6 protein-coding genes are annotated in these 14,067 nt (G+C 70.6%); 2 read left to right on the plus strand and 4 right to left on the minus strand.

The annotated features are described in order from the left end of the window. Positions 1 to 22: 22 nt before the first annotated feature. Positions 23 to 1,717, minus strand: coding sequence for a substrate-binding domain-containing protein (locus tag OG734_RS11895; RefSeq protein ID WP_330287466.1), 1,695 nt, complete (start codon positions 1,715 to 1,717; stop codon positions 23 to 25). A 423-nt stretch (positions 1,718 to 2,140) separates the two neighbouring features. Here OG734_RS11895 and OG734_RS11900 point away from each other — a divergent pair, with 423 nt between their 5' ends. Next, positions 2,141 to 5,008 carry a glycoside hydrolase family 3 C-terminal domain-containing protein gene (locus OG734_RS11900; protein WP_330287467.1) on the plus strand — a complete coding sequence of 956 codons (2,868 nt, stop codon included), beginning with the start codon at positions 2,141 to 2,143 and terminating at the stop codon, positions 5,006 to 5,008. A gap of 118 nt (positions 5,009 to 5,126) precedes the next feature. On the opposite strand, the gene OG734_RS11905 is transcribed toward OG734_RS11900, so the two are convergent. The 3 genes from OG734_RS11905 to OG734_RS11915 form a co-directional block, all read right to left on the minus strand. Further along, a complete protein-coding gene (locus OG734_RS11905; RefSeq protein WP_330287468.1) occupies positions 5,127 to 6,581 on the minus strand; it encodes an aldehyde dehydrogenase family protein in 1,455 nt (484 codons plus the stop codon). 151 nt (positions 6,582 to 6,732) lie between these two features. Continuing rightward, positions 6,733 to 8,547: a PucR family transcriptional regulator gene (locus OG734_RS11910; RefSeq protein ID WP_330287469.1), complete on the minus strand. Its 1,815-nt coding sequence runs from the start codon at positions 8,545 to 8,547 to the stop codon at positions 6,733 to 6,735. Between the two features lie 97 nt (positions 8,548 to 8,644). Then, on the minus strand, positions 8,645 to 11,062 hold the full coding sequence (locus tag OG734_RS11915; protein ID WP_330287470.1) for an ATP/GTP-binding protein: 2,418 nt from the start codon (positions 11,060 to 11,062) through the stop codon (positions 8,645 to 8,647). 694 nt (positions 11,063 to 11,756) lie between these two features. On the opposite strand from OG734_RS11915, the gene OG734_RS11920 reads away from it, so the two are divergent. Next, on the plus strand, positions 11,757 to 14,024 hold the full coding sequence (locus OG734_RS11920; RefSeq protein ID WP_330287471.1) for an ATP-binding protein: 2,268 nt from the start codon (positions 11,757 to 11,759) through the stop codon (positions 14,022 to 14,024). Positions 14,025 to 14,067: the final 43 nt, after the last annotated feature.

A 14,067-nucleotide genomic window follows, 5' to 3' on the forward strand; every position in this document is an offset into this window, starting at 1 on the left:
TTCTCCTAGCCTCAGAGCCTGATCAGCTCGCCGCCGTGCCGTTCTCGTCGAGCAGCTTCTTGTACCAGTCGCGCAGCCCGTCGCCGCCCTTGCTCTTCCAGTCGGAGACGGCCTGCTGCATGTCGCTGATCTTCTTGTGGCCGCGGATGATGTCGTCCTCGAGCTGCTCGAAGTCGTTGGCGAGGTTGGTGTAGCGGGCGGGCTCGGTGATCTGCAGGCCCCAGAAGGGCGACTTCTTGGTGAAGGCGCCTGTCCGCTGCTCCCACTCGACCATGGCCTTGGTGTAGTCCGGGAGATCGGGGTGGGCGATGGTCGGGGCGGGGCTCGCCACCATGACGTAGGCGTTGAGGACCTCGTTGTTGCCCTTGTCGTTCTTGACCGGCACGCCGTCCTTGAGGGTGTAGTGCGTGCCCTCGACGCCGTAGTTGGTCATCATCCATTCCTTGGTGCCGTACGGCGCCGCGGTGACGTTGGCGACCGCCAGCACGTCGCGGATGACGGATTCGGAGGCCTTCTTGCTGACGAAGGCGAAGATGCCGGCCGGGTTGGCCGCGTACAGCGTCGGGTCACCGCCGTCGTGGTTCCAGATGTCCATGCCCCAGACCTTGACGTCGGGGTTCTGGGTGGACAGGGAGGCCTGCTGGCCGTACCAGTTGACGAGGTTGTTGTTCCAGATCAGGAACTCGCCGGCGGCGAACTTGGGGGCCGGGTCGGTGGCCGAGCTCTTGCCCAACTCGAAGTCGGGGTGGACGACTCCGGCGGCGAACAGCTTGCGCATCCACTCGATGGCTTCGAGGTACTGCGGGGTTTCGAGGCGGTTGACCAGCTTGCCGTCGACCATCTCCCACCAGAGCGGCTTCTCCCCACCGCTGAACACGCCGAAGTTGTTCATCGCGGTCCACTTCATGTCACCGCAGGCCCACCGCTTGGCGCGGGCATTGGTGATGTCCTTGCACAGGGCCATGAACTCGTCGGAGGACCGCGGGACCTCGTAGCCCTCCTTCTCGAAGATGTCCTGACGGTAGAGGGGCACGATGTTCTGGACCGACGGAGAAGGCATCGGCAGGCCCATCAGCTTGCCGCCGAAGATGGAGCGCTGCCAGGCGCCGGTGGGGATCGCCGCGAGGTTCGGGTACTCCTTGACCTTGTCGCCGGACAGGTACGGGCCGAGGTCGGCCATCTTGCCGGCGATGGCGCTGGGTATCTTGCCCATCATGTTCCAGCCGGGGATGACGACCACGTCCGGGACGTCGCTGGAGGCGAGTACCGCGCCGAGCTTCTGGTCGTAGGTGTTGCCGTCCTGGTTCCGCCACTGGACGTCGACGCCGATCAGGTCGTTCATCGACGTGTAGTAGGGGTTGTTCCCCTTCGGCGGCGAGCCCCAGAACGGCGACATGATGGTGACCTTGCCGCCGCTGCCGAGCTTCTTCGCCACCGACGTCTTGAGCGTGGCGATGTCGAGCGGGGCGGTGAAGCCCATCGACGAACCGTTCTTGGACGGGATGTCCGGCTGCACCACATTGCTGGCCACGAAGGCCGGCAGGATCTTCTTCGCGTCCTTGCCCGACGTGGTGCCCTCGCGCGACTTGCTGTCCGAGCCTCCGCAGGCGGCGAGCAGCGGCATCCCGCCCGCGACCGCTGCGGTGACGACCGCGGTGGAGGCGAGGAAGCTTCTCCGGCTCGGTACGGAGGAGGCGGAGGAGGCGTTCGGCGTCATTGCGTCAACCCTTCATGGCGCACCAGGACACCCGGCGGTGGAGCCGTCGGCTGCGGTGTCTTGAGTGTTACTGGCGTGACTGGCGTGACTGGCCGAGAGGAAGGAGTCCTCGGAGGACTGCGGAGGACTGCTCCACCCGGATGGCGTTCCAGGAGGTGATCCCGGTAGCTCCCAGTTAGTCGAAGCGCTTCGATGTTGCTGCGAGGTTAAGTGAACACCTGAGGGCGCACAAGGGTCGGATCCAAGATTCCTCCGGGGTACGGGACCCCGCACGACGGCCCGGACCGCCCCCATAAGCTCCTTGACATCACAGGCAGGAAACGGAGTTGTTGCACCGAGGTCTCTTGACACCCACCCCCACGTCGAATGAGCATCGAAGCGCTTCGAATGTGCCGAGCCGCTCCATCGCAAAGGGAACCCCACGTGACCGCACAAACGCCGCCTTCGCCGCCATTCCGCGATCCGCAGCTGACGACCGCGAAGCGCATCGACGATCTGCTGTCGCGCCTGACCCTCGACGAACGGATCGCGTTCCTGCACCAGTTCGCGCCCGCCGTCGAGCGCCTCGGCGTCGCCGCCTTCCGCACCGGCCAGGAGGCGCTGCACGGGGTGGCGTGGATGGGCCCGGCGACCCTCTTCCCGCAGGCGGTCGGTCTCGGCGCGACCTGGAACGAGGAGCTCGTGCGCCGCGTCGGCGAGGCGGTGTCCAAGGAGGTCCGCGCGATGCGGAGCCGCGACGACCGCGTCGGCCTCAACGTCTGGGCGCCCACGGTCAATCTGCTGCGTCACCCGCTGTGGGGCCGCAACGAGGAGGGCTACTCGGAGGATCCGAAGCTGACCTCGGCGATCGCCACCGCGTACACCCGGGGCCTGCGCGGCGACCACCCCGCGTACTGGCGCACGGCCCCGGTCCTCAAGCACTGGCTGGCCCACAACAACGAGACCGGGAGGGACATCACGTCCTCCTCGGTCCGCCCGCGCGTCCTGCACGAGTACGACCTGCGCGCCTTCCGCGACGCGGTCGAGGCGGGCGCCGTGGCCGGCGTGATGCCCGCGTACAACCTGGTCAACGGCCGCCCCAACCACGTCTCGCCGTACCTGAACGAGCAGCTGCGCGCCTGGACGGACGAGGACCTGCTGGTCTGCTCGGACGCCGGGGCGCCCTCCAACCTGGTCGATTCGGAGCACTACTTCGACACCCACGAGGAGGCGACGGCCGCCTCGCTGATCGCCGGCGTGGACAGCTTCACCGACCACGGCACGGACAGTTCGAAGATCGTCGCCCGCGTCCAGGGCGCCCTGTCCCAGGGTCTGCTGACGGAGGAGGACATCGACAGGGCGGTCCGCCGCCAGCTCTCGGTCCGCTTCCGCCTGGGCGAGTTCGACCCGCAGTACGACCCGTACGCGGACACCAGCGACTTCGACACCCCGGCCCACCGCGCCCTCGCCCAGGAGACGGCGGAACAGGCGATCGTCCTCCTCAAGAACGACGGCACGCTGCCCCTGCCCCCCGGCACCCGGGTGGCGGTCGTCGGTCTGCTCGCCGACGAGTGCAAGGTCGACTGGTACAGCGGCACCCTCATCCACCGCTCGACACCGCTGGAGGCCCTGTACGAGCGCTTCGGCGCCGAGCACGTGGAGTTCGCCGAGGGCGTGGACCGCGTACGGCTGCGGACGTCCGCGGGTACGTTCCTGCATGTACCGCCCGCCGAAAACTCGCCCGACGTCGCCCGGGGCGCCGAGGGCGCGCTGGACCCGGCCCTGCTCGCGGGCCGCACCGACCTGCCCGCGCTCACCGCCGACGCCGACGGCACCGAGTTCGCGCTGATCGACTGGGGCGAGGGAATCCTGACGCTGCGGGCACCCGACGGCCGCTACCTCTCGGTCGCGGAGGACGGCTACGTACGGGCGTCGGCGGACCAGCCCGGCGGCTGGATCGTTCAGGAGACGTTCCGCCTGGAGCCCCAGGGGTCCAACGAATCGCACGAAAACGGTCACCTCCTCAGGCACGTCGGTACTGGTCGCCACGTCTCTGTCGCCGCCGACGGCGTGAAGGTTGCCGACGGGCAGGAGACCCCTGGGGAGATCTTCGAGCTGATCGTCGCCGAACGCGGTGAGGAATCGGTGAAGAGAGTGGCCGCCCGGGCGGACGTGGTCGTGGTGGTCGCGGGCAACGACCCGCACGTCAACGGCCGCGAGACCGAGGACCGCACGACGCTGCGCCTCCCCGCCCACCAGCAGCGCCTGCTGGACGCGGCCCGCGCCACGAACCCCCGAACAGTCCTGGCCCTGACCTCGGCGTACCCGTACGCGGTAGACGTATCGAGTCTCCCGGCAGCCCTGTGGACCGCGCACGGCGGCCAGGCGGCGGGCACGGCCCTGGCCCGCGTCCTGGCAGGCGACGTCTCACCGGCGGGCCGCCTCCCGCAGACCTGGTACGCCGACGACGCCGACCTCCCCGACCTGCTGGACTACGACATCATCGGCTCCCGGCAGACGTACCTCTACTTCGAGGGCACCCCCCTGTTCCCCTTCGGCCACGGCCTGTCGTACGCGTCGTTCGCGTACGCCGACCTGAAGGCCGAGACGGAGGAGGAGAACGAGACGCTGCGGGTGTCGTTCACGGTCACCAACACCGGGGACGTCACGGCGGACGAGGTGGCGCAGCTGTACACGAGGGCGCCCGACTCACCGGTCACCCGCCCACGCAGGGAACTGCTGGCACATCGCCGTATCACCCTGACACCGGGGGAATCGGCCACGGTCTCCTTCGAACTCCCGCTCAGCTGCCTGGAGTTCTGGGACGTGGCGATCGGCGGCCGACGCCTCGCACCGGGCCCGTACGAACTCCTGGCGGGCGCGTCGAGCGAGGACATCCGCGCTCGTACGACGGTCCAGGTGACCGGCACCCCGCCTGCACCCCGTCCGGTCCGCCAACTGGGCCTGGCGGCAGCCGACTTCGACGAGCAGAGCGGTGCCGAGATCGTCGACCGTACGAAGGTGTCGGGCGACGCGGTGACGCCGGCGGGCGGCGGAGAGGCCGAACTGCTGTACCGGGACTGCGACTTCGGGGCGGGGGTCGCAGAGGTCACGGTCGAGGTCGCGGGCGAGGGAGTGGTCGAGGTCGTACTGGACGGCGACGAAAAGGCGACCGTCCTGACACCGACCCCGACGGCGGGCCCGTACGACTACACGACGGCCCGGGCCGCCCTCACCACCGACGGCGTGCGCGACGTACGCCTGAGACTGCGCGGCCCGTTGCGGCTGGCGCACGTCGGCTTCTCCGGCTGAGGGTCCGGAGCGGTCGGCGCATGGAAAGGGTCCGGCACCGGAAGGCATCGGTGCCGGACCCTTTCGTGACGGCGCGTTCGCGTCATCGGTGAGTGTATGTGAAAACGGTTCCCATTAGCTAGAGGGCGAGGCCAGTCAGTACGAGGACGCGCTCGTACGTGTAGTCGTCCATCGCGAACCTGACGCCCTCGCGGCCGACGCCTGACTGCTTGGCGCCGCCGTACGGCATCTGGTCGGCGCGGTAGGAGGGCACGTCGCCGATGACGACACCTCCGACCTCCAGGGCACGGTGGGCCCGGAAGGCGGCCTGGAGATCATGGGTGAACACGCCTGCCTGGAGGCCGTACTTGGAGTCGTTGGCGGCGGCGAAGGCCTCGGCCTCGCCGTCCACCTTCCGCACGGTGAGGACCGGCCCGAAGACCTCCTCGCAGGAGATCGTGACATCGCCGGGTACGTCGGTGAGGACGGTCGGCGCGTAGGAGGCACCGTCACGCTTACCCCCGGCGAGGAGGTTCGCGCCGGCCCGCACGGCTTCGTCGACCCACGCCTCGACCCGCTTGGCGGCGTCCTCGCTGACCAGCGGCCCGACGTCGGTCGCGCCGTCGGACGGATCGCCGGTGACCTGGGCCTCGACCGCGGCGACGATGCGGGGCAGCAGCCGGTCGTACACGGAGGCGTCCGCGATGACCCGCTGCACGGAGATGCAGGACTGGCCGCCCTGGTAGTTGGAGAACGTGGCGATACGGGTCGCCGCCCAGTCGAGGTCGGTGTCGGAGGCGTAGTCGCCGAGGACGACCGCCGCGCCGTTGCCGCCGAGTTCGAGGGTGCAGTGCTTGCGCGGCACAGTGTCCATGATCGCGTAGCCGACCTTCTCCGACCCGGTGAACGAGATCACGGGCAGGCGCGGGTCCTGTACGAGGGCGGGCATGCGGTCGTTGGCGACCGGGAGGATGCTCCAGGAACCGGCCGGCAGGTCGGTCTCGGCGAGGAGTTCGCCGATGACGAGGCCGGAGAGGGGTGTGGCCGGGGCCGGCTTCAGGATGATGGGGGCGCCGGCCGCGATCGCCGGGGCGATCTTGTGGGCGCAGAGGTTGAGGGGGAAGTTGAAGGGCGCGATGCCGAGAACGACGCCCTTGGGGAAGCGCCGGGTGAGGGCGAGCCGGCCCTGGCCGCCAGGGTCGGTGTCGAGGCGCTGCGCCTCGCCGCCGTTGAAACGCCGGGCTTCCTCGGCGGCGAACCGGAACACGGAGACGGCTCGGCCTACCTCACCGCGGGCCCACTTGATCGGCTTGCCGTTCTCGGCGGAGATGAGCTGGGCGATCTCCTCCGTGCGCTCGACGAGACGCCGGCTGACGTGGTCCAGGGCGGCGGCGCGGAGGTGGGCCGGGGTGGCGGCGAACTCGTCACGGACGGCGTACGCGGCGGCGACGGCTTCCTCGACCTGGGCCTCGGTCGGCACGCCGACCTTGCCGACGAGGCGTCCGTCCCAAGGGGAGGTGACGTCGAAGGTGGTCTCGCCGGTGGCCTGGCGGCCGGCGAGCCAGAAGGCGTGGGTGACGGGCGTGGAGGTCATGGATACACGGTAGGGCGGGGAGGGCGGGGGGTTGTTTGTCCGGGGTGGAGTGATGGGGGTGGGGGGTGGGACGGTTTGGCGTGGTGGAGTGCTTTCAGGATGGGACGGGTGGGGGCGGCGGGGGCGAAACAAACCCCGCCCATCCCCCGCCTCACTCCCCCACCGCCGCCGTCGTCTTCAGCGCCAGCCACAACTCCATCCGCACATCCGGATCATCCAGCGACCGCCCCAGAATCTCCTCCACCCGCCGCATCCGGTACCGCAACGTATGCCGGTGCACACCAAGATCCGCCGCAGCCGCGTCCCACTGCCCGTGCCGGGACAGCCACGCCCGCAACGACGCCACCAGGTCACCCCGGCCCGTCGCGTCATGCTCGTACAGCGGACGCAACAACCCGTCCGCGAACGCCCGCACCGCATCGTCCGCGAGCAACGGCACCACGGACCCCGCAGCCAACTGCTCGTGCCCGACCAGCACCCGCCCCCGCCGCCGGGCCACCGACAACGCCTGTTCGGCCTGCTTGTACGCGGCCGCCGCAGCGATGGGCCCTGCCGGCCCCGACATCCCCACCACAAGCTCGTCCTCGTCCCCGAAAGAACCGGAGGACCCAGAGGAGCCGGAGGAACCAGAGGAACGGGAGGAACCAGAGGAGCCGGACGAGCCGGACGAGCCGGAAGACCCGGACGAGCCGGAAGACCCGGAGGAGCCAGAAGCCGACGCAGCATCCCCCCGCCCCCTCACCACCTCCGCCCGCGCCCCCTCCAACGCCGCAGCGAACTCCTCACAGGCCCCCACCGCCGCACCCCCGTCCACCGCGAGCACGACCAGCCGCTCCCCCTCCGGCACCACCAGCACCGCCTCCCCGGCCCGCGCGGCGGCCGACTCCAGGCACTCGGCGAGTCCGCCCAGCGGATCCCCGTTCGTATCGGCGGCGAACAGAGCACCGGCCGTGGGCCTGCTCACAGCGCCGCCCCCGACCTCCCGTACCGCCGCCCCCACCGGAGCGGACGCCGACTCGGCGACGACGATCCGGAACGGCGCGTCGAGCAACGCGCCGTACAGGCCCCCGGCGACGGCGCGCGCGTGGTCGGGTTCGCCGGCCAGCAGCATGCGCAGCACCGCGGCCCCGATGCGCTGCTCGGCGGCCTGCAGGGAACGGGACCGCTCAGTGGTCAGGGTCAGAAGCGCGATGGCCGAGTGGAGGGCGTACCGCTCCGCCGTGCCCAGCGCGGACGCCGTACCCACGGCCAGCGCGGCGCGCGGTCGGCGTCCGGTGCCGAGGGAGTGCAGTTCGACCCGGTCCTGCTCCGCTTCGTCGCCTCCGCCACCCGCGCCCACCACCGCACTCGCCGGAGCCGGCCGCTCCCGCAACCGTTCGACGTCGGCCGTGAGCAGCGCCGCCCGGCGTCCGGCCCATTCGGGCGCGGTGGCGACGACGGCGCCCGAGGCGTCGTACAGCGCGGCCCAGCCGTCGACCTGCGAGGCGAGCGCCGCGAGCAGGCCCTCGGGACCGCCGCTCAGCGCCTGCCGGGTCAGTTCCCGCTGCGCCGCGAATCCGGCCGTCACCGCGCGGTACTGGTCGGCTGCGATGGCTGCCGACACCGCCTTGCTGATGGCGAGGAAGGGCGTGCGTCGCGGGACTTCGAGAAGCGGGAGCCCCTCCAGCTCCGCCGCCTCGACGACTGCCTTCGGGATGTCCGCATAGTTGACGCCGACGGCGAATCCGAGTCCCACCACCCCCGCCTCGACCAGCCGCTTCACATAGCGCCGCATGGTCTCGGGGTCCTCGGCGTCGAGCTTGAGCGCGGTGATCAGGAGAAGTTCCCCGCCCTCCATGTACGGGACGGGGTCGGCCAGTTCGCTGGCGTGCGCCCAGCGCACGGGTACGTCCAGGCGGTCCCCGCCCACACGCACGGTCAGCTTGAGCGCGGAGTGGTGGACGAGCGAGGCGAGCGTCGGGGGCATGAGGCCTTCAGGTCTGTGTGATCTCCGTGAACTTTTGGCCGCCACGTATGAACGACCTGCGCCGATTCTGCCTCACCGTACGTACCGCACGCTCCGCTCAGGCCCGCAGATTCACCAGCAGCGGCGGCGCGTGCTCGCCCTCGACCGTCGTCAGCGACAGCACCGCGTGCCCCGGCGGCACTTCGTGCGCCAGTTCGGACGCCGACCAGCGCTCCCGTTCGACGGTACGTACGGTCACGGCATCGGTGGTGACGGCCTTGCCGGTGACCAGCTTGCGCAGGGCGTGGATGGCACGGGTCATCGGCTGGTCCGCGAAGACGGTGTGCTTGGCCACGTCCCGCGTCTCCACCCAGGCCGTGCCCCAGGCCTGGGCGAACCGGCTGCCGTCCCAGGTCGTCACGCCGGAGAACGCCATCCGGCAGCCGACGGCACCGTACAGCGGCCCGTGCAGCGCCTCCGGGACGTCGCCGATCGTCCGCAGGGCGAGGACGACGCCCGCGTTCTGGGTGCGCAGCCGCTGGATACGGCGTACGGAGCCGGCGGTGACCGTCCCGGTGGCGTCGTCGACGACCAGACAGGCGAAGTGGGGGCGCTGTCCGTCTCGTACGACGGCACAGAACTGGGCGAGGACCAGCCGCGTGATCAGCCGGGCGGCCTCCTCGTGGCCGTGCTCGGGCAGGTCGATACGGACGCGCAGCGGATGCTGGGCGAGGGAGCGCAGGGAGAAGGGCCGAGCCGTGCCACCCCCGCCGAAGAATCCGTCGAAGACCGGCCGGTTCAGCAGCGCGAGCCGGTCGGCGAGGACACGGCCGACGTCGCTCGGGCTGGCCGCCTGCCGGATGCGTACGTCGAGTTCGCGCCGCATGACGGTGAACTGGTCCGCCGCCAGGGCGTCCCGCAGGGCGGACAGCTCGGCCGGGTCGCTCTCCAGCAGTTCCCGCAGCACCGGCAGCGCCGGGAAGCGACCGTACGCCGCCCGGTAGGGGCCGAGCACCTGGGCGAGCGCGGTGGCGGCACTGTCGGTGCCGACGGTGTCGAGGTCGCCCACCAGCGCCTCGGCGAGGAAGGCGGCCGCCTCGTCGGGGTCGTCGGAGTCGGCGTAGGGGTCGAGGTCGTGGACGGAGGAACGGTCCCCGATCCGCACGACGACATCGAACCCGGAGTCTGCGGCAAGGTGGGCTCCCGGCGCGGAGACCGCAACAAAGGCGCACTGCCCGGTGAGCGCCCGCAGCGCCAGCGCCTCGGTCACCGGTTCGACGAGGTGCCGAGTCTTGCCCGCCCCCGACGGTCCGACCGCGAGCAGGGAGGTGCCCAGCACCTCGGGCCCGAGAGCCGCGCCGGCGCCGTGATAGACGAGCGGGGCCCGCTCGGCCTCGGCCCACCGCCCGATGCGCACCTGCCCCGCGGAGAGGTCGTGACGCGCCGTACGCCGGGACAGGTCCCGGGCTCCGGAGGGGTGGACCCAGGCCGCCGCGCCCTGTCGCAGCACGGTGTCCCGGAAGGCCGCGAGCAGCCCGTCCCGCCTGGCGAGCGTCCACGCGTGCTCGACCCGGGCACAGTCCACGTCGTTCATACGACCGCCGGCCACCTCGGCGGTGAGCAGCTCGGCGGCCTCGTACTGACCGGCCTCCCGGAGGTCGGGCCACTGCTCGCGGGGCCGGTCGGCGGGCGCGGGCCCGGTGGGCCCGGCGGCGGCCTTGCGCGCGGCCAGCCGCTCCTTCGCGTACGCCCACCAGCCACCGATGCGGGCGAACGGCCACACGACAAGCAGGGTGATGACGGTGTAGAGGCCGACCTTGAAGGCGGTCGACCCGAACACATCGAACCCGCCGGAGATCAACGCGACGAGGGCGACGACCGCGTCAACGAGCGGCAGGGCGTCCCAGCCGACGCCCGGAAAGGCGTTCGGAAACACGAAACTGAGCGTGAGAAGGGCCCCCAGAGCGGCGAGCAGCGCCCGCGACGGCTGTGACCTGCGCCCGACAAAATGCCGGGCGATGTCGGGCCAACTACCGAGCCGCCCCATCCCATAGAGCAGCACAAGGAAGAAAACACCGTTGTAGACGAGGACAGCCGCGCTGCCCTCCCATCCCTTGGGCGAGACGGTGCCGCCCCACCACCAGTCCTCCGGCGTGAACAGCTTCAGCAGCACCGACTGGTACGGCATCGCGCCCCGCCGCCAGAGCGACCACAGGAACAACCCGACGACGAGCGGGACCAACAGCCCGACAACGGTCACCGGGGAGAGACGCTCCGCCGCCTGCGCCCCCTTCGGCAGCCGGTATCCGTACCGCCAGATCCCGGGCTTGGCATCGGGCCGAGGCTCATTGAGCCACTCGGCGACGGACGCACGAGCGGGCACCCCCTGCGGCACCCCCTGCGGCGCCCCCTGCTCGACGGGCCGAGGGGCCCCGACCGGCCGAGGCGGCACGGACGGCACGCCCGGCGGCCCCGCCGGACGCGGCACAGGATTCGCATGCGTACCCCGCGCGTCCTGCGTCCCGTCGCTGTCCATCGCTTTGCCCCCTGACCTGCCGTTCCGCCCACCATCAGCCATCAGACGTCAATCTAACGCCCCGACAAGGGGAGTTCACGGCTCGACCGGCCTTGGAGTCCGAGTATCTGTACGGATGGTGGCGCGCGGAGGGTCCCAGGAACCCCAGGCCGTGTCGGTCACGAGGCGCCCGTGGTCCAACCGTGGCGGAAACGTTTCGAGGGACGCCCACGCGACGGATACGAACTGGCCCGCGCCACACATCAGCGGGCCCGCCCCCTCGGCTCACCGACCGCCGTCGTCGAAATAGGTGTACGCCGTGGTGGCGCCCAGCGCATCCGTGGTCGAGGCAAGGCGGTCTGCCGACCGCGAGGGCGCCTCGCTTCCCTGTGGAGATCGACCTCGGCCAGATCTGATCACGCGCTGCTCAGCGGCCGGCAGCTCGTGAACGATGCGTGAGCGGACGGCCCGATACAGGGCGGCATAAGACGGATCAAGTGGCTCGCCGGGTGCGCTTCTGACCAGGGGAAACAAGCGGCAATAGCGAACTGTGCGGAATACCGAGCATGGGGTGATTCGCCCAGTTATGCTATTAATGGTTACATTTCTACAGGTTACGGGCTGCAGCCGCCTCCATCGGCCGCCCGGGTACGGCCGCCAGCGAGCCAAGTGAGCGCCAGGGGCAGGGGTTCGAAGCCGGTAGGAGGCGAGTGACGTGACCGTACCGGTGTCCCGAACGGACAGCCTGCCTCAGGCGTTCACCACGTTCGTGGGCAGGCGCCACGATATCGCCGAGGTCCGCCGCCTCCTCGGCTCGGCGCGGCTGCTGACTCTCACCGGGGTGGGCGGCGTGGGCAAGACGCGCCTGGCGCTGGAAGTGGCCACCTCGGCCAGGAATGCCTTCCCCGACGGGACGTGGCTGGTCGACGTGGGAGCGGTGCGGGACCCTTCGGCGGTGGCAACCGCTGCCGCCACCGCTGGGGGCATCGTGGATCTGGGCGCCAGATCCGCCCTCGGTACGCTCGCCGAGCATCTGGCCGAGCACCGGGCGCTGATCGTGCTTGACAACTGCGAGCATCTGCTCGACGCCTGCGCCGAGTTGGTGGGCACGCTGTTGTCGGCCTGCCCTGAACTGACCGTACTCGCGACGAGCCGCCAGACGCTCGGCATCGCCGGTGAGAATGTGTTCACCGTGCTGCCCTTGAAGGTTCCGGACGAAGCGGTCGAACTCCTGCGAGACCGTGTCTCCGCCGTACGGCCCGACTTCCGGATCACCGGCGCGAATTGGGACGCGGTCACCCGGCTGTGCGCCGACCTGGACGGGCTGCCGCTCGCCATCGAGTTGACCGCGTCCCGGCTGCGTACGCTCACCGTCGAACAGGTCGTGGAGCGGCTGGCGGACCGTTTCGCGCTGCTCACCGGCGGCAGCCGGACCGCGGGACCCCGGCAGCGGACCCTGCGCGCGGCGATGGACTGGAGTTACGAGCTGTGCTCGCCGACCGAGCGGCTGCTGTGGAACCGGCTGTCGGTCTTCGCAGGTGGCTTCGCACTGGACGCGGCGGAGGACGTCTGCGCCGGAGAAGCCATCCCCGCTCAGGAGGTGCTGGACCTCCTCGACCGGCTGGTCGTCCAGTCCGTCGTCATGCTCACCGAGCACGAGGGCCTGCACCGTTACCGGCTGCTGAATACCATCCGCGAGTACGGCCGGGGGCGGCTCGCCGAGTCCGGCGAGGAGGAGCACCTGCTGCGGCGGCATCGCGACTTCCACCTGGCCCTGGCGGAACGCGTCGCCGACGGCTGGTACGGGCCCGGCCAGGAGGAGGCCCTGACCCGACTGCGTGCCGAGCACTCCAATCTGCTGGTCGCGCTGGCTCGCGACGACGACCCGCAGGCCACGCTCGCGCTGGCCGCGGCGCTGCGCTTCCACTGGTGCGTCGGCGGATTCCTCGCCGAAGGGCGACGGCAGCTCGACCGTGCGCTCGCCGCCGCGCCCGAACCCACCCCCGCCCGTGCCCGGGCGCTCTGCGCCGCGTCCTGGGTGGCGCTGCTGCAGGCCGACCATGCGGCGACCGACCTGTGGCTGACCGAGGCAGGAGAGCTGGGCGAGCTGCAGGACGATCAGGTGGTACGCGCCTACGTCGTGGGCCTTCGCGGCTCATCGGCGATGTTCCAGGGACGTCTGGCGGAGGCCGTCCCCCTGTTCGAACGCGCGATCGCCGCCCACACGGCGGCCGAGGGGGAAGCCTCGGCGGTCTTCCAGCTGTTCCAGTTGGCGGCGGTGCAGATGTGCACGGGAAATCCGCGTGGGGTGGAGACCGGCCGACAGACGGTCTACTTGGCGCAGGCGCACGGTGAGCGGTGGGCGCGCGCGCATGCGCTGTGGGCACTGAGCTGGGACGCCTGGAGGCATGGTGACCGCGAGGAGCCCCTGGTGATGATCCGGGCCGCGCTCGAGATCGAGCGCGGTTTCAACGAGCCGCTCACCACCGCGCTGATGCTGGAGACGCTCGCCTGGATCGTCGCTTCCCACGAGGAGTACGAACGAGCAGGTCGGCTCATGGGCTCCGCGCGCAGGCTGTTGCGCGACCTGGGTGTGGACATTTACGCGTTCGGTCCACGGACGGCCGAGGACCACGGACGGTGCGAGGAGTCGGTCGTACGAGCACTGGGTCCGGAAGCGTACGAGAGGGCACTCTCGATCGGCGGCAGTCACGACAGTCCCGGCCGAGCCATCGACCATGCCCTGGATCCTGGCGCCGAACCGGCGGTTCCGGTCACCGCCCCCGGTCCTTTGACACCTCGGGAACTGGAGGTGGCCGCGATGGTGGCCAGGGGCATGAGTAGCCGGCAGATCGCCGCCAGACTGGTCCTGTCGCTGCGCACGGTCGACTTCCACGTCGGGAACATCCGTACCAAGCTCGGCTTTCGAACCCGCGCGCAGATCGCGGGCTGGTGGGTGTCGACCCAGGGGCCGACGGAGTGAACACCGGGCGAGCATCCCGTTGACCTCGATCAGGTGCGACGGT

Source organism: Streptomyces sp. NBC_00576 (genome assembly GCF_036345175.1).
Taxonomy (GTDB): domain Bacteria; phylum Actinomycetota; class Actinomycetes; order Streptomycetales; family Streptomycetaceae; genus Streptomyces.

Excerpts from the sequence above, each read along its gene's own strand:
- OG734_RS11910 (WP_330287469.1), bottom strand. The coding sequence starts at position 8,547 with ATGCCCCCGACGCTCGCCTCGCTCGTCCACCACTCCGCGCTCAAGCTG.
- OG734_RS11895 (WP_330287466.1), bottom strand. The coding sequence starts at position 1,717 with ATGACGCCGAACGCCTCCTCCGCCTCCTCCGTACCGAGCCGGAGAAGC.
- OG734_RS11905 (WP_330287468.1), bottom strand. The coding sequence starts at position 6,581 with ATGACCTCCACGCCCGTCACCCACGCCTTCTGGCTCGCCGGCCGCCAG.
- OG734_RS11915 (WP_330287470.1), bottom strand. The coding sequence starts at position 11,062 with ATGGACAGCGACGGGACGCAGGACGCGCGGGGTACGCATGCGAATCCT.